Origin of the sequence: Leptotrichia hongkongensis (assembly GCF_007990635.1) — a bacterium.
In the GTDB taxonomy this organism is placed as follows: Bacteria; Fusobacteriota; Fusobacteriia; order Fusobacteriales; family Leptotrichiaceae; genus Leptotrichia; species Leptotrichia hongkongensis.
In genome coordinates this window covers 1349590-1370227 of the sequence record NZ_AP019846.1, presented here as the reverse complement: position 1 = coordinate 1370227, position 20638 = coordinate 1349590, and the positions used below count along the sequence as shown (strand labels likewise).

Sequence of the window (20638 nt, the reverse complement as noted above, 5' to 3'; positions counted from 1 at the left end):
AATGAAAACAGAGAAAATTTTAGGTTATGAAGTTCACAGAAAAAAAGTAAAAAATATAAATTTACGAATAAAGCCCAATATGGAGGTTTATATTTCTGTGCCAATGAATTTACATCGTGATCACATCGAAAATTTTATCCGTTCTAAAGAAGGATGGATAAAAAGTGTTTTGAAAAAAGTTGAAGATGTTAAGGAAAAACAGAAGGGCTTTGAATACAAAACTGGTGAAATTCATAAATTTTTGGGAAAAGAATACTATTTAACTGTGAAACTAGGAAACTTTAATGGAGTGAATTTGGTAAATAATGAAAAAAAGCCGAGTATAATTTTAACAGTTAATGAAAATATTTTGGAAAATATTGACGAAAAGAAAAAAATTATGGAAAAATGGTATTTTGAAAATGCAAAAAAATTATTTCCGAAAATTATGGAAAAATGGCTAAAAATATTGGATGAACATGTGGAAAAAGTATCAATAAAGCCTATGAAGACTAGATGGGGTTCGTGTAATTATGTAAAAAAGTATATAAATCTTAATACGGAGCTTATAAAAAGAACACCTTTTGAGATAGAATATGTGGTTTTACATGAATTGACTCATTTAAAATATCCAAATCATGGGAAAGGTTTTTACAATTATATCGAAAGATATATGCCAAATTACAAAATTGCTGAAAAAATGCTAAATGCTAAACATTAAGAATATTTTTTCTTTAATACTATTTCCCGTTTAAATAGCAAATGTTTAACAAATTTTGAATTACATACTATTTAGTAAGGAATTAAAACTTTTGGTTCTTAACATAGTTTCTATTTTATAAGAAGATTTAATATTGGATTATTTTATTTAATATCAGTTTTTTACTATTTTTATTCGTTTTTTTCTTTTTTTCGCAGGATTGCTCATTGCCGCAAATCCTGCACCTATGGCTAGACTACGACTTTTATTTGTCCAACTCCGAAACTCCTCCTTGCAGTCGTCAAACAGTCGTAGTTGAACAAATAAAAGCTCCATCAGTATTAAATTATATTTTAATCATTTAGCAATATTAGGCTTTTATCCGTTGTTTAAATGAGGTTTAGTATAAATTAAAAGAGGAACTATCATTCAAAGACAGTTCCTTTATTTTTTTATTGACTTAATTAATTAGTATCTGTTATATCATAATCCACTAAAATTTCAATTTCTCCATTTTCATAAACAAAAAGTCCAGTAACAGCTTCGTGAGGCAAGTCACTATGCATTTTCTCGGCTGCTTTACGAATATATCCTTTTTGTGTTTCATCATCAGTAGGACAACCAGCACAGTCGCTATGCCCTGCCACAAAGATATGGTCAGATTTATGTTTATTAACTGAAATTAAAACAACCTTATCTTCTATTTTTTTTAAATACTCCTCATCACTAACAATTTTATTTACAGCTCCTGCATCAGTAATGGTATCAACAAAAGTATATCTATAATTACTTCTGATATATTCATTCAAAATATGAATAAATCTACCATCCATACAGCATACTAAAGTACAAAACATAATATCCTCCCTCATTCAAACAACTATAGATTTTAAATTGTTACAAATTTGAATTTGCTTGAAAAATATCTTAAAGATGTTGAAATTATAGCATATTTATTGGTAAAAATCAAAAATTTTAACTTAATAAATTTTCTAGAAAATATTCAATCACATATTCTGCACATTTTATTCCATCAACTGCCGCTGACATAATTCCGCCAGCATACCCTGCGCCTTCTCCGCAAGGCATAAGTCCTTCGATATTTGAGAAAAATCTTTCATTTCTAGGAATTTTCACTGGAGATGAACTACGGCTTTCAACACCTGACAAAATTGCGTCATAACTGGCAAAACCTTTTATTTTTTTATCCATTAAGGTAATTCCTTCTTTTATAGAATCGTTTATAAATTGTGGAAAAATTTCATTTAAGTTTGCAAATTTGTAGCCTGCTAGGTAGCTTGGCTTTACTTTTCCTAATTTTGTTGAGATTTTATTATTTACAAAATCACCAAATAGCTGAATAGGGGCTTTGTAATCTTTTCCACCAAGCTCGAATGCTTTTTCTTCCAATTTTCTTTGAAATTCAACTCCAGCCAGAACACTTTCTCCTGGAAAATCCTCGGGAAATACATTTACCAAAATTGCTGAATTTGCATTTTCTAAATCTCTCTGTGAATAACTCATTCCATTTACGACAAGTCTGCCTTCTTCACTTGAAGATGGTACAACGACACCTCCAGGACACATACAGAAAGTATAAACTCCACGTCCATTGCTTGTCTTTACATTTAATTTGTATTCTGCGGCTGGCAATTTATCAGTAAATTTTCCATATTGCGAATAATTTATCATACTTTGAAGATGCTCAATTCTGACTCCTACCGAAAAAGTTTTCCGTTCCATTGCCACATTTTCTTCGTTCAACATAAAGAAAGTTTCTCTTGCGCTATGTCCAATTGCGAGAACTACAATATTTGTTGGGATTTCATAAATTTTATTTTCATCAGAATTTTCTACATTTTCAACTAAAATGCTTTTTATTTTGTTATTTTCAGAATTAGATTTTTCATAATTTATTTTTGTTAATTTTGTGCTAAATCTGTATTCTCCCCCAAGACTTTCGATTTTATGCCTGATTTTACGCATTATTTCGATTAATTTATCGGTTCCAATGTGGGGTTTGGACATATAATTTATTTTTGGATCAGCACCAGCGAGAATTAATTCATCATAAACCTTTTGAATCCGAAAATTATTTGTATTCGTGTTTAGCTTCCCATCTGAAAATGTTCCGGCTCCTCCCTCTCCAAACTGTACATTTGAATACTTATCAAGTTTTCCAGTTTTGAAAAAATTATAAACATCCTTTTCACGCTCATCTACATTTTTTCCTTGCTCAATGATAATTGGCTTTAGTCCAGCTTCAGCAAGCACAAGTCCAGCAAAAATTCCAGCAGGACCGCTACCCACAACAACAGGACGTTTCACATTTTCATTTTCTGTAAAATTCTCAATTTTATCCCCAGAATAAGGTTTTTTCTCAATTTTTCGCACATTTTTCACATTTTCAAATCTTTTCTTTTCTGTTTCCTCATCAAAATTAAAAGAAATATCGACTGCATAAACAAATACAACATTATCTTTTTTTCTGGCATCAATCGCCTGTCCTGCTATTTCAAATGATTTTACTTCATTCTCATTGATTTTGTAAAGTTTGTAAACTGTTTTTTTTAAATCATTTTCGTTGTGTTTTACAGGCATTTTTATATTATTTATTCTAATCATTTTTCTCCTTATTAGTTTAGTTGTTTTTAAAAGTTTTTAACATTATTTTTCATTTTAAATAGTAAATTTGCTATAAATCTATTTTAGCAATAGAGTTAAAAGTAAATAATTTATAAAATTTATTATTAATATATTTAATTTAGCAACATTTAGTATTTTTTTTAAAGATTTTCTCCTAAAAAATATCCAGATGTCCAAGCCCATTGTAAGTTAAATCCGCCGCATTCACCATAAACATCCAGTATTTCACCAGCAAAATGAAGGTTTTTAATTTTTTTTGATTCTAAATTTTCTAGATTTACTTCACTTAAAGGAATACCGCCAGCGGTAACCTGAGCTGCTTTAAAGCCATTTGTATCAATAATTTTTATTCTATATTTTTTTAAAGTTGTACAAATTTTGCGAATTTCGTTGTCTGTAAGTTTATTTATACTTTTCGATAATTTTTCAATTCCTGCCGATTTTGTCAAAAATTGTCCCAGTTTTTTATTGACAACTCCATTAAAAAATTGTTCCATTGTAAAATCCTTTAATATTGTCCGACGTTTTTTCAAAATTTCAAAAATTTCATTATAAGTAAATTTTGGCATAAAATCAATTTCAAATTCCACGTTTCTGTAAATTGGGAAAACATACGAAATATTAAAAACTACATTTCCAGAAATGCCAAAATCAGTAAACAGCAGTTCACCATCATAAGTACAGATTTTTTCCTTTTCACCGTTTCTATTTTCTCCAAAAGCTGTAATTTCCACATCTGACTTAATTCCTTTTAGACCTTTAATTTTTTCTTTTTCTGCCTTTAGCTGTACAATAACAGGCGTTAATTCGGTAACAGTATGCCCAAAGGTCTTTGCCAGCTCATAGCCGCTTCCGTTCGAACCAAGTTCAGGATACGATTTCCCACCAGTTGCAAGCACTATCTTTTTGGTAATTATTTGTTTTTTATCTTCAGAAATTATCTTAAAATCAAACATTTCCTTCTCAATTTTTGTAACATAAAAGTCTGTAATTATATCTATTCCAAGACTTTGTGCATAAAATCTAAGTCCATCTACAATTGATGCAGCTTGTCCGCTAAGAGGATAAACTTTACCACGGTTTTCTTCATTACAAATAATCCCAACTTCATCTTCAAAAAATCTCATTGCATCTTCTGAAGTAAAACTCTCCAAAATTTTCTCAATAGGCTGCTTCATTTTCTCAATTCCAAAATAATTTCTATTGGAAGCATTTACATTTGTCAAGTTGCATCGTCCATTTCCAGTTGTAAGTACTTTTTTCAGAACTCTGTCCTTTCTTTCCAGAATGACAACATCCCTTCCGTTTTTCTTTGCAGTAATCGCTGTCAGAAAACCTGACGCACCACCACCAATTATGGCTATTTCTCTTTTCATCTTATAATTCCATTCTCCTAAATATTTATGATAAATTTTTTAAATTTTATTAATTTTTTGTTTAAATGCTAATTTATAAAATAAAAACGAGCCGTGTGCTCGTTTTTTTGTATGAAAGAAGTCTAAATGTAGAGATGGGGCGTCTCTATTAGACAGTTATTTATATCACATATATGTATATTTGTCAATATTCTAAAAAAATTCAAAATTAATTTTTTGTTGTAAATATTTAAAATTTATACTTCCAATATTTACAAATATTGGAATTTACCTTGCTTTTTTATTTAGAATATGTTATTCTTTGCTTATGAAAATATTGAAATTTATGAAAAAAAATAGTATATTATAGAGTAGTTAAATTTTATGAAAAAATAGGAGGTAATATGGCTTTAATTATACAGAAATATGGCGGAACTTCCGTTGCAAATGCCGAGAGGGTAAAGGAAGTGGCTAAAAGAGTTGTAAAGTATAAAAAGGCTGGACACGATGTAATCGTTGTTGTTTCTGCACCGGCTGGGAGGACTGACGAGCTGATAAAAAGAGCTTATGAGTTGTCAGATTCGCCGAATAAACGTGAATTTGATATGCTTTTGACTTCAGGAGAGCAGATTTCGATTGCATCACTTGCGATTGCTGTAGCTGATATGGGGGAAAAGGCTGTTTCGTTAAATGCTTTTCAAGTTAATTTTAAAACGACATCTGTGCATACAAAAGCTAAAATTATTGACATTGATACACAAATTATACAGGAAAAACTAAATGATGGAAATGTAGTGGTATTTGCTGGATTTCAAGGAATTACTGAAAATAATGAAATTACTACGCTTGGACGTGGTGGTTCCGATACAACCGCTGTTGCATTAGGAGCAGCTCTTAATGCTGATGAAGTAGAGATTTACACTGATGTTGACGGAGTTTATACAGCAGATCCAAGAATTGTAAAAAATGCAAAAAAATTAGAAACAATTTCTTATCAGGAAATGCTGGAACTGGCTGCCTCAGGAGCAAAAGTCCTGCATCCAAGATCAGTTGAAATTGCAGCAAAATATGGTATAAAAATACATTTACGTTCATCATTTGACGATTCTGAAGGAACGATTGTGCAAAGGGAAGAAGGATTTGATGAAATAGGAAATCAAAATATTGACATAAAAGGAGAAGCTATGGAAAAAGTAAAAATCGCTGGTATTACCTCTTCTAAAAATGAAGGAAAAATAACACTTTTTGGAGTACCTGATAAGCCAGGAATTGCAGCAAAAGTATTTTCTAGACTTGCTAAGGAAAAAATTAATACAGACATAATTTTGCAAAGTTCAAGTGTAAACAAAGAATTAAATAATATATCATTTACTGTAAAAAGTGATGATTTAAAGGAAGCTGTGGCTATTTCGGAACAGATAAAAGAGAATATTGGGGCTGAAGGTGTTTCATATGAAGAAAAAATTGCAAAAGTCTCTGTTGTTGGAATCGGATTAAAAAGTCACTATGAAACTACTGCCGAAATATTTGATACACTTGCTGAAAATAATATAAATATAGATATGATTTCTTGCTCAGAGATTAATGTTTCTTGCATTATTCATGAAAATGATGTGGAAAAAGCAGTAAATGCACTTCATAAAAGATTCATTGAAATGGACAGCTAAGCTAGAAATAAAATATCAGAATAACCAAAAGAGAGGACTTTAGAAAATATGAAAATAGGAATTATTGGATTAGGAACTGTAGGAGAAGGAGTTTTTAAGGTATTAACAAATGAAAAGGAAAGCATTTTTGAAAAGTCAAGAGCTGATATTGAAGTAAAATATGCGTGTGATTTAAATATTGAACGTGAATTTTCATTTGATTTTGACAAATCAGTTCTTACAAATGACTACAAAAAAATATTAAATGATCCTGAAATTAAGATTGTTGTAGAGCTAATCGGTGGAGAAACTATTGCAAAACAGATAATTATTGAAGCATTTCAAGCTAAGAAAAGTGTCGTTACAGCAAACAAGGCACTAATTGCAAAATATGGAGTAGAATTATTTCAATTAGCAAAGGAAAATGGAGTTTCATTCCTGTTTGAAGCTGCTGTTGGCGGAGGGATTCCTATTGTAACACCTTTGATGGAAAGTCTAGTTGCAAATACAGTTACTGAAATTCGTGGAATTATGAACGGAACTTCAAATTATATTTTGACAAAAATGAAAGAAGATAATTTATCATTTGATGAAGCACTAAAAATTGCTTCTGAAAAAGGGTATGCGGAAGCTGATCCTACTTATGATGTAGATGGAATTGATGCAGGACATAAAATAAATATTCTTGCCTCACTAGCCTATGGAGGTTCAATCAAGTTCAAAGATATGCAATTATCAGGAATAAGAGAAATCAGCACAGTTGACATTTTCTCAGCAAACCAACTAAACTCAACTATAAAATTAATTGCAAGCTCAAAACTTTTATCTGATAAATCAGTACAAATTTCAGTAGAGCCAACATTAATTCCAAATAGTGAAATTTTAGCAAAAGTTGATGATGTTTACAATGCGATTGAAACAACAGGTTCTTATACAGACAAAACTTTATTTTATGGAAAAGGTGCAGGAATGGATCCAACTGCATCAGCTGTAGTTGCGGACATCGTAAAAATTGTAACAAGAAACCATATTGAATCAGATTATTTCTTTAATTCTACAAAAGTATTTGAAATTGTGGACTCAAACACAGTGAAAGATTCTTACTATATAAGAGTTTCAGATGACTTTGATATAGAAAATTCGCCATTTGAACTAATAAATCAAATTGAAAATTACTATATCATCTTGGCAAATAATATTTCAAAAAATGAAATTAATGAAATTTTGAAAGATGCAAAAGAGAAGCTTATATTGAGAGTTATGAAATAATATATTTTTATAATTTACATAATTAAAGGGGCATTTTTATGCCCCATTTTTTGTATTTTTATTATTTTGTTTCTTTTTCTTTAAATGAATTTATAAAATCAATTCTTTCTTCACATTTTTTAGCAACAAACTGTATAAAATCACTCCAGTCGCCTGTTAGTGGACCTTTTTCCAGACTTTCAAAATAAATTGCTCTTTCCGACTTTTCAATAATTATCGGAGGATAGCCATTTTTCATAAGTTCAAAATTTAGAAGCAGTCTGGAAGTTCTTCCATTTCCATCTAAAAATGGATGTATTTTGACAAATTCACCGTGTAAAATAGTCGCTCTTTCTATCGGATGCAACTCATTTGCCTCATTTCTATACCATAACATTAATTTTTCCATTTCAGGAAGTATCATGTAAGGCTGTGGTGGAATATGCTCTGCACCACTTATATAGACTGGGACTCTTCGATACTGTCCCGGATTTATATTTTCAATGCCTTTTGTTATTAAACTGTGAATATTTCTTATCTCTTTTTCTGATAGTTCTGTATCATCTTTTATAATTTCTTCCAAATAATAAATGGCTTCAGCATGCCCTATTATTTCAAGATGTTCTCTCATAGTCTTCCCACCAACAGTTATCCCTTCTTCCAGCAGAACTTTTGTTTCCATCAATGTAAAAGTGCTTCCTTCAATTGCATTGCTGTTGTATGTCCATTTTATTATCAGATCCTCTCTTAATTGTTTCAATAAATGTTCATTAAGTTTTGTTTCTTTGTATTTATTTAATTTTTTATTTATTTCTTCAAAATTTATTTCATATTTTTTTATTTTCATATTATTCCTCGCTTTATTATTTTAAAAATAAACTTGAAAACTATAACTATTTTCTCGAAACTTTTGTTTTATTTGACTTTTATAAACTTAATTTAATAAAACAAGTATATCAAATTTTTTTTTTGAAATACAATTTTGATTCTTAAGAAAAAGAAAGAATATAAAAAATCAGAAAATCCTTCTAAAAGTCATTTCTGATTTCATTTAATACAAATTATTTCACAATGTCTAAAATATCCTGTGTAACCTGCTCTTTTGTTAATCTATTATTTTTAAACGACACATCTGGAGCCACTCTATCAGTAAATTCTTTCTTAATACCATAATTTAACACTTTCATATCAGAAGCCCCGTAGAATCTCGCAATTTTTTCTCCAAATCCACCGTCAATTACACCATCTTCTAGTGTAACAACTAATTTATGTTCTGCTTTTAATTCGTTTAACAATGTTTCATCAATCCCTGAAGCATATCTTGGATTAATTAATGTTGCATCAATTCCATTTTCTTTTAAAAGTTCTTTTACTTCTTTTCCTAATTTGTAAAAGTTACCTAGCCCTAAGATTGCTACATCTTTTCCTTTTTCAGTAACAAGATATTTGTTTAAGTCGCTAAAATCTTTTTGTACATTTCCTGTATCTTCTGACAATTGAGAAGGCACTCTTATTGCAACTGGATGCCCTTTGTATTCAATTGACCAGTCCAGCATTGCGAAATATTCTTCCTTGCTTGTTGGAGCTAGAAATACGATGTTTGGAATATTTGACACTAATGAGATATCAAACCAGCATAAATGGGTAACATCACTCATTCCACCTAGTCCTCCGCCGAAAATAAGAATGGTAGCTGGATTATTATTTATTGCCAAATCTTGAGAAAGCTGATCGTAAGTTCTTTGAATAAATGTGCTAAAAACTCCATATATTGGTTTTCCTCCATTTTTAGCCATTCCGGAAATCATTGCTACAGCCTGTTCCTCTGCAATTCCGACATCAATAAACTGTTTTGCAAATTTTTCTCTTCTATCCCTTGTAAATCCTAAAACAGTTGGTGTTCCAGAAGTTATAACAGCTACTGTCGAATCTTTTTCCATTTTATCCATCAAAAATTCAGCAGTATCATTACTCAATCCACCAGAATATGAATTACGTTTTTCTCCTGTTTCTGGATCAAAAGGCATTCCATAGTGCCAAGTTTCCTTATCTTTTTCAGCATAAGGCAGTCCTTTTCCTTTTTGAGTATGCACGTGAACAACTATTGGATGATCAATATCTTTTACTTTCTCAAAAACTTCTATCAAAGCTTTCAAGTCATTTCCTTTATCCACATAAATATAGTCAAGTCCTAATGATTTAAAATAATTATTTTGAGCCTGTCCGTTACTTTCTCTTAATTCTCTTAAATTTTTGTAAAGCCCTCCGTGATTTTCAGCAATCGACATATCATTGTCATTTGCAATAATAATCATATTTGTATTAAGTTCAGAGGCTACATTAAGCCCTTCAAATGCTTCTCCGCCACTAAGAGAACCATCCCCAATAATTGCAATTATATTTTCTTTTACACCACGTAAATCTCTCGCTTTAGCAAGTCCAGTCGCTAGACTCACAGATGTCGAAGTATGCCCGATTTTAAAGAAATCATGTTCACTTTCATCTTGATTGGTATACCCCGAAACTTCCGAATACCTATCCAAATCTAAAAATCCAAATTTTCTCCCAGTAATAATTTTATGCGGATAACATTGGTGTGAAACGTCAAATACAAATTTATCAACAGGTGAATTAAACACTTTGTGTAATGCAATTATTAGTTCAACTGCTCCAAAGTCAGGTCCCACATGTCCCCCTTTATTACTAACTCTGTGAAGCATTGCATCCCTAACATCCTGTGCCAATACTATTAATTCTTCTCTACTCAATTTTTTTAAGTCTTTTGGAGAATTTACCTTTTCTAATGCCATTTTTTTCCTCCTGTAATTCATAAAATTTCTTTCCTGAATTGTAACAAATATCCCTTATAATTTCAAATGCTTTTTTCTTATTAGTAATTATGCCTTTTAGTAATAACTAAATCTAAATTTTTAAATTTTGATATTTTTTTGAAAATTAAAAATATTTTTAATGGTTTAAATTATAATAAATTAACTTTGAGATTAATCAAAAAAAATTGTTGACAATAAATATTAAATATAGTAAAATAAATATATGAATAAATGTTCATACGTTTAAATAAAATAAATTTGATAAATAAAAAATGGAGGTTAAGTTCATGAAAACTAATGAATGCACATTGTTTATTGACGGGGTAGACTGCCCAAATTGTGCTGCTAAGATTGAACGTAAATTAAATACATTGCAAAGGATTAAGGCGGCTACTGTCGATTTCCTTGGAAAACGAGTTATTATAGAATCTGAGAATTTTTCGCAAGATGAATTGGCAAAATTTATTCAAGAGGAAGTAAGCAAAATTAAGGACGGAGTAAAGATTTCTACTAAAAAGCTTCATGCTCACAGCCATAGTCACTCACATTCTCATGCACACGCTCACTCCCATGATCATAGTCACGCTCATGGAGAAGAGGATACTGATAAAATAAAGAAAAAATTATTAATTGGTGGAATTTTATTTGTTTTAGGAATTTTTATTCCAAAAACTCTATTTATTCCTAAATTAGCTGTATTTTTAATAAGTTATTTCATAATCGGTGGTGATGTGCTGCTGTCTGCTGTAAAAAATATTTTGAAGGGTCAAGTCTTTGACGAAAACTTTTTGATGGCTATTGCTACAGTTGGTGCATTTGCTATTGGAGAATATCCTGAAGGTGTGGCTGTTATGCTATTCTATCAACTTGGAGAACTGTTTCAAGGCATTGCAGTTAATAATTCAAGAAAATCTATTATAGCGTTAATGGACATTCGTCCTGATTATGCAAATCTTAAAACTGATAATGGAATAAAAAAAGTAAATCCTGAAGAAATAAAAGTCGCTGACATTATTGTAGTAAAACCAGGAGAAAAAGTACCTTTGGATGGAAGAATTATAAATGGAAATTCAGCTTTTGACACTTCTGCACTAACAGGAGAATCGTTGCCACGTGAAGCAAAAACAGGAGACAACGTCCTAAGTGGATTTATAAATAAAACAGGACTTGTGGAAATTGAAGTTGCAAAAGTGTTTTCAGAATCAACTGTTTCCAAAATACTTAACTTGGTGGAAAATGCCAGCAGTAAAAAGTCAAAAACAGAAAATTTTATTACAAAATTTGCAAAATATTATACTCCAGCAGTTGTAATAACAGCTTTAATTATGGCAATTTTCCCTCCATTGTTAATTTCAGGCGCAACATTTACAGATTGGATTTATCGTGCTTTAATTTTCCTTGTTGTATCTTGTCCATGTGCTTTGATTATCTCTATTCCATTAGGGTTTTTTGGTGGAATTGGTGGTGCTTCAAAACACGGGATTCTGGTAAAAGGTGCAAATTATCTGGAAGCATTGAATGATGTGGAAAGTGTCGTTATGGACAAAACTGGAACTTTGACAAAAGGTGTTTTCAAAGTTACTGAAATAAACGTTGAAAATAATGTAAAAATAAATGATTTTGAAAATAATAAAACTGATTTGACACAATCTTTACTATTAAAATACGCCGCACACATTGAAAAATTTTCAAATCACCCTATTGCTCAGTCAATAGTTTCTGAATATGAAAATACTGCTACAAAAATTGATGAAAGCGTTATAAAAGATTTTGAAGAAATTTCAGGATTTGGAATAAAAGCTAACATAAATAACCATCAGATTTTGGCTGGAAACTCTAAACTGATGAACTTGGAAAATATTAAATTTACTGAAAAAGAGAATTTAGGAACTGTAATTTACATTGCATTTGATGGGCAATATATCGGAAATATCCTAATTTCTGATGAAATAAAAGCAGATTCTCCAAAAGCAATCAAGGGAATGAAGGCAAACGGAATCAAGGAAATTGTAATGCTTACTGGCGATAACAAGGCAATTGGTAAAAATATCGCCCAAAAACTTGGAATTGACAAAGTGTTTGCTGAACTGCTTCCAAATGAAAAAGTTGAAAAATTGGAAGAAATTTACAAGACTAAAAGTGAAAAAGGGAAAGTTGTATTCGTAGGAGATGGAATAAATGATGCTCCTGTACTTGCCAGAGCCGATATTGGAATCGCAATGGGAGGTGTTGGAAGTGATGCCGCCATCGAAGCTGCCGATGTTGTAATAATGAATGACGAACCTTCAAAAATTGTAACTGCTATGAAAATAGCTAAAAAAACTAAAACAATTGTTTGGCAAAACATTACTTTAGCATTTGCTGTAAAATTAATAGTTCTAATTCTAGGGCTTTTTGGGGATGCAACAATGTGGGAAGCTGTATTTGCAGACGTTGGTGTTGCCTTGCTTGCAGTATTAAATGCAACTAGAGTTTTGAAATATAAAGTTGATGAAAATTAAAATGTAAATAAAAAATCGGAAGAAAATATCTGACAAATTAGATTAACTTCTGATTTTTTTTATAAAAAGAAAAGTTTGCAAATAATAATAAAATTTGCTATCATAAATTTGAGAAAATTATTTGAAAATATATAATTGCAAGGAGAGATGGCTGTGGGAAATATTATTTCTATGAATGATATGAAAAAAAAGGAAATTCTTGATATTTTAGAGCTGGCAAGAAAGATTGAAGATTGTTCGGAAGAGAAAAAATTAAAATTTTTACATGGAAAAATAATTGCAACATTATTTTTTGAACCAAGTACACGAACAAAAATGTCTTTTGAATCAGCAGCAATGCGATTGGGAGCTAATATTCTCTCATTACCGCCTGTAGAACAGTCGTCTGTTCAGAAAGGAGAATCATTTACTGATACAATCAAAATGGTAGAAAGCTATTCAGATTTAATAGTTGTAAGGCACCCGCTTGACGGAGCGGCAAAACTTGCCTCAGAAACTTCAAAAAAGCCTGTGATTAATGCAGGAGATGGATCAAATCAACATCCTAGTCAGACTTTACTTGATTTATATACAATTCTTGATGAAAAAGGAACACTTGAAAATTTAAAAATAGCATTTGTTGGAGATTTGAAATATGGAAGAACAGTTCACTCACTTGCAAAAGCACTTACACACTTTAATCCATCAGTAATGTATTTTGTAGCACCGCAGTCATTGCAGATGCCTGAATATTTACTGGAAGATTTGAAAAAAAATGGGATAAAATATGAGATTTTAGAAGATTTTAGGAATTGCCTTGATAAAATTGATGTTTTTTATATGACCAGAATTCAGAAAGAACGATTCCCAGATATTAAGGATTATGAGAAAGTAAAAGGAATTTATGTTATAAATTGTGAAAATATAGTTGGAAAATGTAAAGAAGATATGATAATTCTCCATCCTTTGCCAAGAGTAGATGAGATTGAAACAGATTTAGATGATACAAAATATGCACTATATTTTAAGCAGGCCAAAAATGGTATTCCAGTAAGGCAGGCTATGATGATGAGCGTGTTAGGTAAAAATAAGGAGTTTTTTAATCAAGATACAGAATATAAGAGTTCCCAAAATATTAATTATATAAAAAATATAAAATGTAATAATCCAAAATGTATTTCAAATCACGAAAATATTCAAGCAAAATTTATTTGTATAAACGAAAATTCTGAAAACTTAGATGGAAATAATTTAAAAGAAAAAACGAAATATAAATGTTTTTATTGTGAAAAAGTAATTTTGGAAGATGAAATAAAAATTCAATAGTTAATTTAAAAATAGTTTATTAAAGAAAGGAAAAGAAATGCCTAAAATAATTATAGAATCAAAAATATCTTCTAATGGTGCAGGAGATAGGTTTAAATTAAAAATAAATGATGAAAAAATTGTAGAAGTAAAATTTAATGAAAAAACAGAAATTGATGTAGACTATGGAGAACAAATGCTTCAAGTATACAATAATTTTTTAATAAAAACTCCTAAAAAAGTTATAAATGTGGAATCAGATAATCAAAACTACAGAATAACACTTCATTTTAAAGCATGGGGAATTACTTTTGTTTTTCAGATTCTAATGGCAATGTTAATTATGAATTTACATCAAATAGCTGTTTTTATTGCAATTCCAATATTTATTTTAGAAATTTTGATTCTAATTTTTATGGGAATGTTTGAAATAAAAGAAGTTAAAAGGAGGGAAGATTAGAATGGCTAGAATTGATGAGAGAGCAAAAGATAGAATATTTGTTGCGCTAGATTATGATAATATGGAAGATGCAAAAAGACTTGTAGAGAAACTTGGAGATAATATTTCAATGTATAAAGTTGGACTTGAGAGCTATCTTAATACAGACGGAAAATTAATAGATTATTTGCACGAAAAGGGGAAAAAAGTATTTTTGGATTTAAAATTTCACGATATAACGAATACTGTGAAAATGGCTTGTGCGAATGCTATAAAAAAAAATGTATTTATGTTTAATATTCATTGTTCAAATGGAACCAAAACTATGAGAGAAGTTGCTGAATTGGTAAAAGAAAGTAAATCAGAAAGCCTTTTAATTGGAGTGACAATTTTGACAAACTTGGGTGAAAATGATATTTTTGAAATGTATAAAAGTGACTTAAAATTAGGGGAAATTGTTTTGAATCTTGCAACGCTTGCTAGAAATAATGGAATGCATGGAATTGTGTGTTCACCGCAGGAGGCAAAGGATGTAAAGGAAAAATTAGGAGAGAAATTCGTAACAGTTTGTCCTGGAGTACGTCCTAAATTTACATTAAATGCTGATGGGAAAAGTAATGATGACCAGACACGAATTATGACGCCGGCAGATGCGATAAAACAGGGGGTAGATTTTCTTGTAGTTGGGCGCCCAATAACTAGGGCTGCAAATCCAGCAGAAAGTGCAAAATTAATTCTGGAGGAAATTTCAGAAGCATTATAAAGGATTATTTCAAAGAAATAAAAAATTAAAGTAATAAAAAAAATCAAATTTTAGAATAGAATAAATACAATTCAAAGATAACTGTATTAAAATAGAGTGTACAAAATTTAAAAAAATAAGGAGAAAATTTATGAAAAAAAATTTATTGTTATTAACATTGGGAATTTTGGCAGTATGTCAGTTAGGGTATAGTGAAAATACAGATGTTAAAGTTGAAAAAACTCAAATTGAGGATGTAAAACAAACTCAAGACGAGGTAAAAACAAATGAAATGGAAAATACAGAAAATACAGAAACAGAACTAAAACAATCACAAGAACAAGAAGCAGAAGAAACAAATCAAGCACCAAAACAAGTTCAAAAGCAAGCACCGAAAACTAAAAGACTTACTCCAGAACAAGAAAGAAGATTAGAAGCAAAAGCTAAAAGAAATAAAGAAAAAAATATGACATTAGATGAAAAATTGGATTTTCAGATTTTAAAAATGGAAAGATTGCTAAAAAGTTTAGAAGGAAGATAAAAAATACAGTATTAAGGAAATATGAGTATATCTATAAAACTTAGGAGTAAAACATGGAAGATAACAAGATTATCATTCTAAAAAATGGCATTGATGTTTTTGGAAATAAAATTGAAATTTTGATAAATAATGAAATTATTGAAAAAATTTCTGAAAAAATTGATGAAAGCAGATTTAAAAATAACGAAAATGTCAGAATCATTGATGTTGAAGAAAAATTAATAATGCCAGGAGTTATTGATGTGCATACGCATATGAGAGAACCAGGAATTACCTACAAAGAAGATTTTACAACAGGTTCACGTGCGTGTGCCAAAGCTGGTATTACGACTTTTTATGATATGCCAAATACAATTCCGACGACCACAACGTTAGAAAATTTGCTGGAAAAGAAAAAATTAGCAAGTAAAAAGTCAATTGTAAATTTTGGATTCCATTTTGGTGGAAGTAAAAATGATAACATTGAGGAAATAAAAAAGGTTTTGAGAAATGGCGAAGCAAACACAGTAAAAATTTTTATGAATGTAACAACTGGAGAGATGCTTATCGAAGATGATAAAATCTTGAAAAAGGTATTTGAAAATTCTGAATTGGTACTGGTTCACGCTGAAAATGATATGATTGATAAGGCAATGGAATTAAATAAAAATTATGGAAAAGGGCTTTATGTTTGTCATATCCCATCAGCGGAAGAATTAAAAAAAGTTATAAGTGCCAAGAAAAATAAAGAATTAAATACAAAAGAGCATTCAATTTATGCTGAAGTTACGCCTCATCATTTATTTTTAAATACTGAGATTCGTGAAAGTACAGAGCGGAATAAAATGCTTCTAAGAATGAAACCTGAATTAAGAGAAAAATCTGATAATAAATTTTTGTGGGAGGCAATAAATCAAGGAGAAGTTGATACAATTGGAACAGATCACGCACCACATCTAATAAGTGAAAAATTAGAAAAAATTACGTTTGGAATGCCAGGAGTAGAAACTTCACTTGCACTTATGATAAATGCCTTCAACGAAGGGAAAATATCACTTGAAACAATACAAAAGTTAATGTGTGAAAATCCTGCAAAAATAATGAAAATTGAAAAAAGAGGAAAGTTACAGGAAGGTTTTTTTGCCGATATAATTGTAGTTGATACACAAAAAGATTGGATTGTCGGTGTAGATGACACAATTGAATCAAAATGTGGCTGGACTCCTTATGAAAACTGGAAATTAAAAGGGAAAAACACCATGACAATTGTAAATGGAAAAATTATTTATGAAAATGCGAAAATTAACGATATTCATAAAGGAAAAGAGATCAAATTTTCAGAATAAATCATGTACCTATATGTTAATAACTAATAAATAGTTTAGAAATAAAACAAAAATCAAAATTTGAAAGGAAATGGTAAAATGGCTAATTTAACATTGGAAGAAAAAGTGGCAAAAGCATTATTTGATGTAAAGGCAGTGAAAATCAATGTAGGAGAGCCTTTTACATTTGCATCTGGAATAAAGAGTCCAATTTATTGCGATAATCGTTATGTATTAGGATTTTCAGATGATAGAGATACAATTGTAGAAGCATTTGTTGAAAGAATTGACAAAAATGTGGATGTGATTGTGGGAGTTGCAACTGCTGGAATACCTTGGGCCGCATTTATCGCTGACAGAATGAAAAAACCGCTTGCGTATGTTAGAAACAAACCAAAAGATCATGGTGCGGGAAAACAGATTGAAGGTGCAGAAGTAAAAGGGAAAAAAGTCGTTGTAATTGAAGATTTGATTACAACAGGAAAAAGCAGCCTTATTGCAGTTGATGTGCTTCAAAAGGAAGAAGTGAAGGAACTGGAAGTAAAATCAATTTTTTCTTATGGATTTGACAGTGCAAAAGCAAATTATGCGAAATACAATTGTAAATTCAGTTCACTTTCAAATTTTGATGTTTTAATAAAATTATTGGCTCAAACGGATTATTTGACACAGGAAGAAGCAAAAATTGCTTTGGAATGGAGTAAAAATCCTGAAAAATGGGGAAGATAATAAATTTATAGAAACCTGATTAAGTTGGCTATAATTTTTTAGTTTAAAAAAATAAAAAAATATTGTAAGTTAATATTACGGTTAGAAAGAAGGAATAATATGAAAAAAATATTATCAATTATTGTAGGACTAATCCTGATGCTAACATTAGCAAGTTGTCAAAATGGTAAAAAATTTGCTGAGAATGATTTTAAAGCATCAATGGAAGCTCTTCAAAAAGGTGATTTTTCTAAATTAAACTCTGATAAGGAGTCAGTTGAAGCGTTACAAGTATTTAGTGGAGCATACAAAAAATTAACTTACAAAATCAATAAAGTAACAGAAGAAAGCAAAGATAAAGTTCTTGTAAATGTTACTATGAAATATCCTGATTTATCAGAAGCAGGAAAGATATTCCAAAATAAATTATTAAAAGAAACACAAAAGTTAGAGGGAAAATCAGATGCTGAAATAGAAAAACAAAGTATGCAGTTTTTAAAAGAATCAATAGATGAAAAATTAAATGACAAAAATTTAAAATATTTAGAAGAAACATTTGATATGGTATATGTAAAACAAAATGGAAAATGGGAATTAGAAGGGAATAATCTTCAATTTATCAAAGTAGTTTCATTTAATTATAAAATGTAAAATATAATTATCTAATCCTTCTAATAAAATCAATCGAAATTATTACAGTAAAAAATATTCTGTCAAAACTACTTGAAATTTTAAAAATGTTATGGTATAATAATTACTGTAAAATATAGATGTGATTTTATAGGAGGAAAATGTTATGGATAATAATAAATTTAATGAGCAATCAAAAGAGCAGTTAGAAAAAGAGATTCAAGAATTAAAACGTCAAAAGGAAATACGGGAACTTCAAAAACAAAAAGAAGAACTTGAAAAGACAATGTTTGGAAGTATAGGAGGCAGTGAAGCCAAAAAGAATAAAGAAATCAATGAAAGAAATGAGGATAACAAAGAAGAAATAAAATCATCTTCGAATAAGAAATTATTGACTTTATTAGGTATTGCAGCATTATTTATCATCATTATAGGTTCAGGAATTCTTTATATTAATGCACAAAACAAGAAAAAAAAGGAAAGTGTAAAAAAATCAGCAGTTTCAACAATCTTACAAAGTCAAAATATGGCTAGTATAACAACACCGCAACCAAATACAACTGGAGGAAGTGGAAAAGAGGCAGCAGAAAATACATTAAAAGAAGCAATTGACATCTTGCAAAAGGGTGATTATTCTTCAATAACAACAGATAAAAATGAACTTGATTCAATGAATTTATTTAAGGAAGCATACAAAAAAATAAGTTACAAAATAAATAATGCAACCGAAACTCAAGGAAAGGTTATTTTAAATGTAACAATGAAATATCCTGATTTATCTGAAATAAAGACGCTTGTCAATAAAAAAGTTATCGATAATGCACAACAACTTAAAGGACAATCAGAAGCATCTATAGAAAAGCAGACAATGAAATGGATGAAGGAGTTTATTGACCAAAAATTAAATAATTCCAATTTAAAATATTCTGAGAAAACATTTGACTTAACATATACAAATGTAAATGGTGAATGGACTCAATCTAATGAAGCAAATTCAGATTTTAATAAAGTAATGACATTTGATATGGATATGTAGAAAATTTAATAACCACAGTATATAATTTACTGTTAATAAAAAATGTTAATTTTTGTGGGAGGATATTATGGATGATAACCAATTTGGTGAAAATGCAAAAGAGCAGTTGGAAAGAGAAATAGAAGAATTAAAACGTCAGAAAGAAATTCAGGATTTACAAAGACAGAAAGAAGAGCTTGAAAAAACAGTTTATGGAAGCGTTGCGGGAAGCAGTGCTAAAAATATAAATAAAGTAGAAAAGCCTATTAGAAATATAAATAATCCAGAAATAAATAAACAAGAAGACGAAGAAGAGGAAGCTGAAGAAAAATACGTTTCAAACAAAATGACGACCATCCTAGCTGCAGCAGTTGCGATATTTATTGTTTTAGTTGGATCTGGGATTTTTTATCTGAGAAGTCAAAATAAGAAGAAAAAAGAAAATCTGAAAAAAGAAATGGCAGCAATATCACAAAATCAAAATATACCAACTGTAACAAACGCTCAAACTCCTGAAACTGTGCAACAGCAGGAACAAAAAAAGGTAGAGCAGCCAAAAGTTGAAGAAAAAAAAGAGTTGCCTAAGGAAAGTAATGAGAAATTAGTTGTAAAAAGTCCAGTAGGTGTAAAAAAAGGAAGTTATTGTATAAATCCGAGCCCCAGTGAATCGGCATTCGATACTGATACTGTAGAAGATTCATATGCACAGCATGGATATATGGCAGATATTTCATTTCAGGACTGTGTAATTAATAATGGAAGTTCTTTAAGACATACAGGACCTGTAACAGTAACTGTAAATTTTGCTGAAGAAAAAAATTATGACGCTGTTATGAATAGAAGCAAATGGTATTTGGAAAATGGCCAAATTAGAAGAGTAAGTGGAAGTGACAGTACATCTTTATATTTTAATGGATGGCTAATGTATAAACAAAGTAATTAATCAAAAATAAAATTATAAATCAAGGGTAGAAGTTATTGCCCTTGTTTTGTTATATAGGTTTTAGAATTTTTAATAAAAAATTTTGATATATAATTGACTTTTTTTTGAAAATAATCTATAATTTGA

General features: G+C 29.9%; 18 protein-coding genes and 1 pseudogene. 14 read left to right on the top strand and 5 right to left on the bottom strand.

The window, feature by feature from the left end; translation table 11 throughout:
• Position 1: 1 nt before the first annotated feature.
• A complete protein-coding gene (locus FVE75_RS06575; protein WP_147005769.1) occupies positions 2 to 700 on the top strand; it encodes a M48 family metallopeptidase in 699 nt (232 codons plus the stop codon).
• 443 nt (positions 701 to 1143) lie between these two features.
• Here FVE75_RS06575 and FVE75_RS06570 read toward each other — a convergent pair whose 3' ends face one another.
• The 3 genes from FVE75_RS06570 to FVE75_RS06560 all read right to left on the bottom strand — a co-directional run bounded on the left by FVE75_RS06570 (position 1144) and on the right by FVE75_RS06560 (position 4701).
• Positions 1144 to 1536: a carbonic anhydrase gene (locus FVE75_RS06570; protein ID WP_232052474.1), complete on the bottom strand. Its 393-nt coding sequence runs from the start codon at positions 1534 to 1536 to the stop codon at positions 1144 to 1146.
• A gap of 118 nt (positions 1537 to 1654) precedes the next feature.
• Positions 1655 to 3304 (bottom strand): NAD(P)/FAD-dependent oxidoreductase, encoded by a 1650-nt coding sequence (locus tag FVE75_RS06565; protein ID WP_147005768.1) that lies wholly within the window; start codon positions 3302 to 3304, stop codon positions 1655 to 1657.
• Between the two features lie 161 nt (positions 3305 to 3465).
• Positions 3466 to 4701 carry a BaiN/RdsA family NAD(P)/FAD-dependent oxidoreductase gene (locus tag FVE75_RS06560; protein WP_147005767.1) on the bottom strand — a complete coding sequence of 412 codons (1236 nt, stop codon included), beginning with the start codon at positions 4699 to 4701 and terminating at the stop codon, positions 3466 to 3468.
• A 383-nt stretch (positions 4702 to 5084) separates the two neighbouring features.
• Between FVE75_RS06560 and FVE75_RS06555 the strand changes: the two genes are divergently transcribed.
• Positions 5085 to 6347 carry an aspartate kinase gene (locus tag FVE75_RS06555; RefSeq protein ID WP_147005766.1) on the top strand — a complete coding sequence of 421 codons (1263 nt, stop codon included), beginning with the start codon at positions 5085 to 5087 and terminating at the stop codon, positions 6345 to 6347.
• Positions 6348 to 6395: 48 nt separating this feature from the next.
• Entirely contained in the window at positions 6396 to 7595 is a 1200-nt protein-coding gene (locus FVE75_RS06550) for a homoserine dehydrogenase (RefSeq protein ID WP_147005765.1), read from the top strand.
• 61 nt (positions 7596 to 7656) lie between these two features.
• Here FVE75_RS06550 and FVE75_RS06545 read toward each other — a convergent pair whose 3' ends face one another.
• Both FVE75_RS06545 and FVE75_RS06540 read right to left on the bottom strand, forming a co-directional pair.
• Positions 7657 to 8421: a Fic family protein gene (locus FVE75_RS06545; RefSeq protein ID WP_147005764.1), complete on the bottom strand. Its 765-nt coding sequence runs from the start codon at positions 8419 to 8421 to the stop codon at positions 7657 to 7659.
• A gap of 214 nt (positions 8422 to 8635) precedes the next feature.
• The gene (locus tag FVE75_RS06540) at positions 8636 to 10384 is read right to left on the bottom strand and encodes a 1-deoxy-D-xylulose-5-phosphate synthase (RefSeq protein ID WP_147005763.1); all 1749 of its coding nucleotides are present in this window, start codon (positions 10382 to 10384) and stop codon (positions 8636 to 8638) included.
• A gap of 308 nt (positions 10385 to 10692) precedes the next feature.
• Here FVE75_RS06540 and FVE75_RS06535 point away from each other — a divergent pair, with 308 nt between their 5' ends.
• The 11 genes and pseudogenes from FVE75_RS06535 (at position 10693) to FVE75_RS06490 (ending at position 20512) form a co-directional block, all read left to right on the top strand.
• The gene (locus tag FVE75_RS06535) at positions 10693 to 12906 is read left to right on the top strand and encodes a heavy metal translocating P-type ATPase (RefSeq protein WP_147005762.1); all 2214 of its coding nucleotides are present in this window, start codon (positions 10693 to 10695) and stop codon (positions 12904 to 12906) included.
• A gap of 147 nt (positions 12907 to 13053) precedes the next feature.
• Positions 13054 to 13986, top strand: a pseudogene (gene pyrB / locus FVE75_RS06530) (aspartate carbamoyltransferase); the annotation flags it as partial.
• On the top strand, positions 13960 to 14211 hold the full coding sequence (locus FVE75_RS11790; RefSeq protein ID WP_332069805.1) for a hypothetical protein: 252 nt from the start codon (positions 13960 to 13962) through the stop codon (positions 14209 to 14211). The pseudogene pyrB and the gene FVE75_RS11790, both read left to right, overlap by 27 nt.
• A gap of 37 nt (positions 14212 to 14248) precedes the next feature.
• Complete coding sequence (locus FVE75_RS06525) at positions 14249 to 14650, top strand: hypothetical protein (RefSeq protein WP_147005760.1); 402 nt, start codon at positions 14249 to 14251, stop codon at positions 14648 to 14650.
• A 1-nt stretch (position 14651) separates the two neighbouring features.
• Positions 14652 to 15392: an orotidine-5'-phosphate decarboxylase gene (pyrF, locus tag FVE75_RS06520; protein WP_147005759.1), complete on the top strand. Its 741-nt coding sequence runs from the start codon at positions 14652 to 14654 to the stop codon at positions 15390 to 15392.
• A gap of 130 nt (positions 15393 to 15522) precedes the next feature.
• Positions 15523 to 15912: a hypothetical protein gene (locus tag FVE75_RS06515; RefSeq protein ID WP_147005758.1), complete on the top strand. Its 390-nt coding sequence runs from the start codon at positions 15523 to 15525 to the stop codon at positions 15910 to 15912.
• Between the two features lie 53 nt (positions 15913 to 15965).
• On the top strand, positions 15966 to 17237 hold the full coding sequence (locus tag FVE75_RS06510; RefSeq protein WP_147005757.1) for a dihydroorotase: 1272 nt from the start codon (positions 15966 to 15968) through the stop codon (positions 17235 to 17237).
• Between the two features lie 78 nt (positions 17238 to 17315).
• Complete coding sequence (pyrE, locus tag FVE75_RS06505; protein ID WP_147005756.1) at positions 17316 to 17945, top strand: orotate phosphoribosyltransferase; 630 nt, start codon at positions 17316 to 17318, stop codon at positions 17943 to 17945.
• Between the two features lie 99 nt (positions 17946 to 18044).
• Positions 18045 to 18575 (top strand): hypothetical protein, encoded by a 531-nt coding sequence (locus FVE75_RS06500; protein WP_147005755.1) that lies wholly within the window; start codon positions 18045 to 18047, stop codon positions 18573 to 18575.
• A gap of 145 nt (positions 18576 to 18720) precedes the next feature.
• A complete protein-coding gene (locus FVE75_RS06495) occupies positions 18721 to 19590 on the top strand; it encodes a hypothetical protein (RefSeq protein WP_147005754.1) in 870 nt (289 codons plus the stop codon).
• Between the two features lie 67 nt (positions 19591 to 19657).
• On the top strand, positions 19658 to 20512 hold the full coding sequence (locus tag FVE75_RS06490) for a hypothetical protein (protein ID WP_147005753.1): 855 nt from the start codon (positions 19658 to 19660) through the stop codon (positions 20510 to 20512).
• The last annotated feature ends 126 nt before the right edge of the window (positions 20513 to 20638 follow it).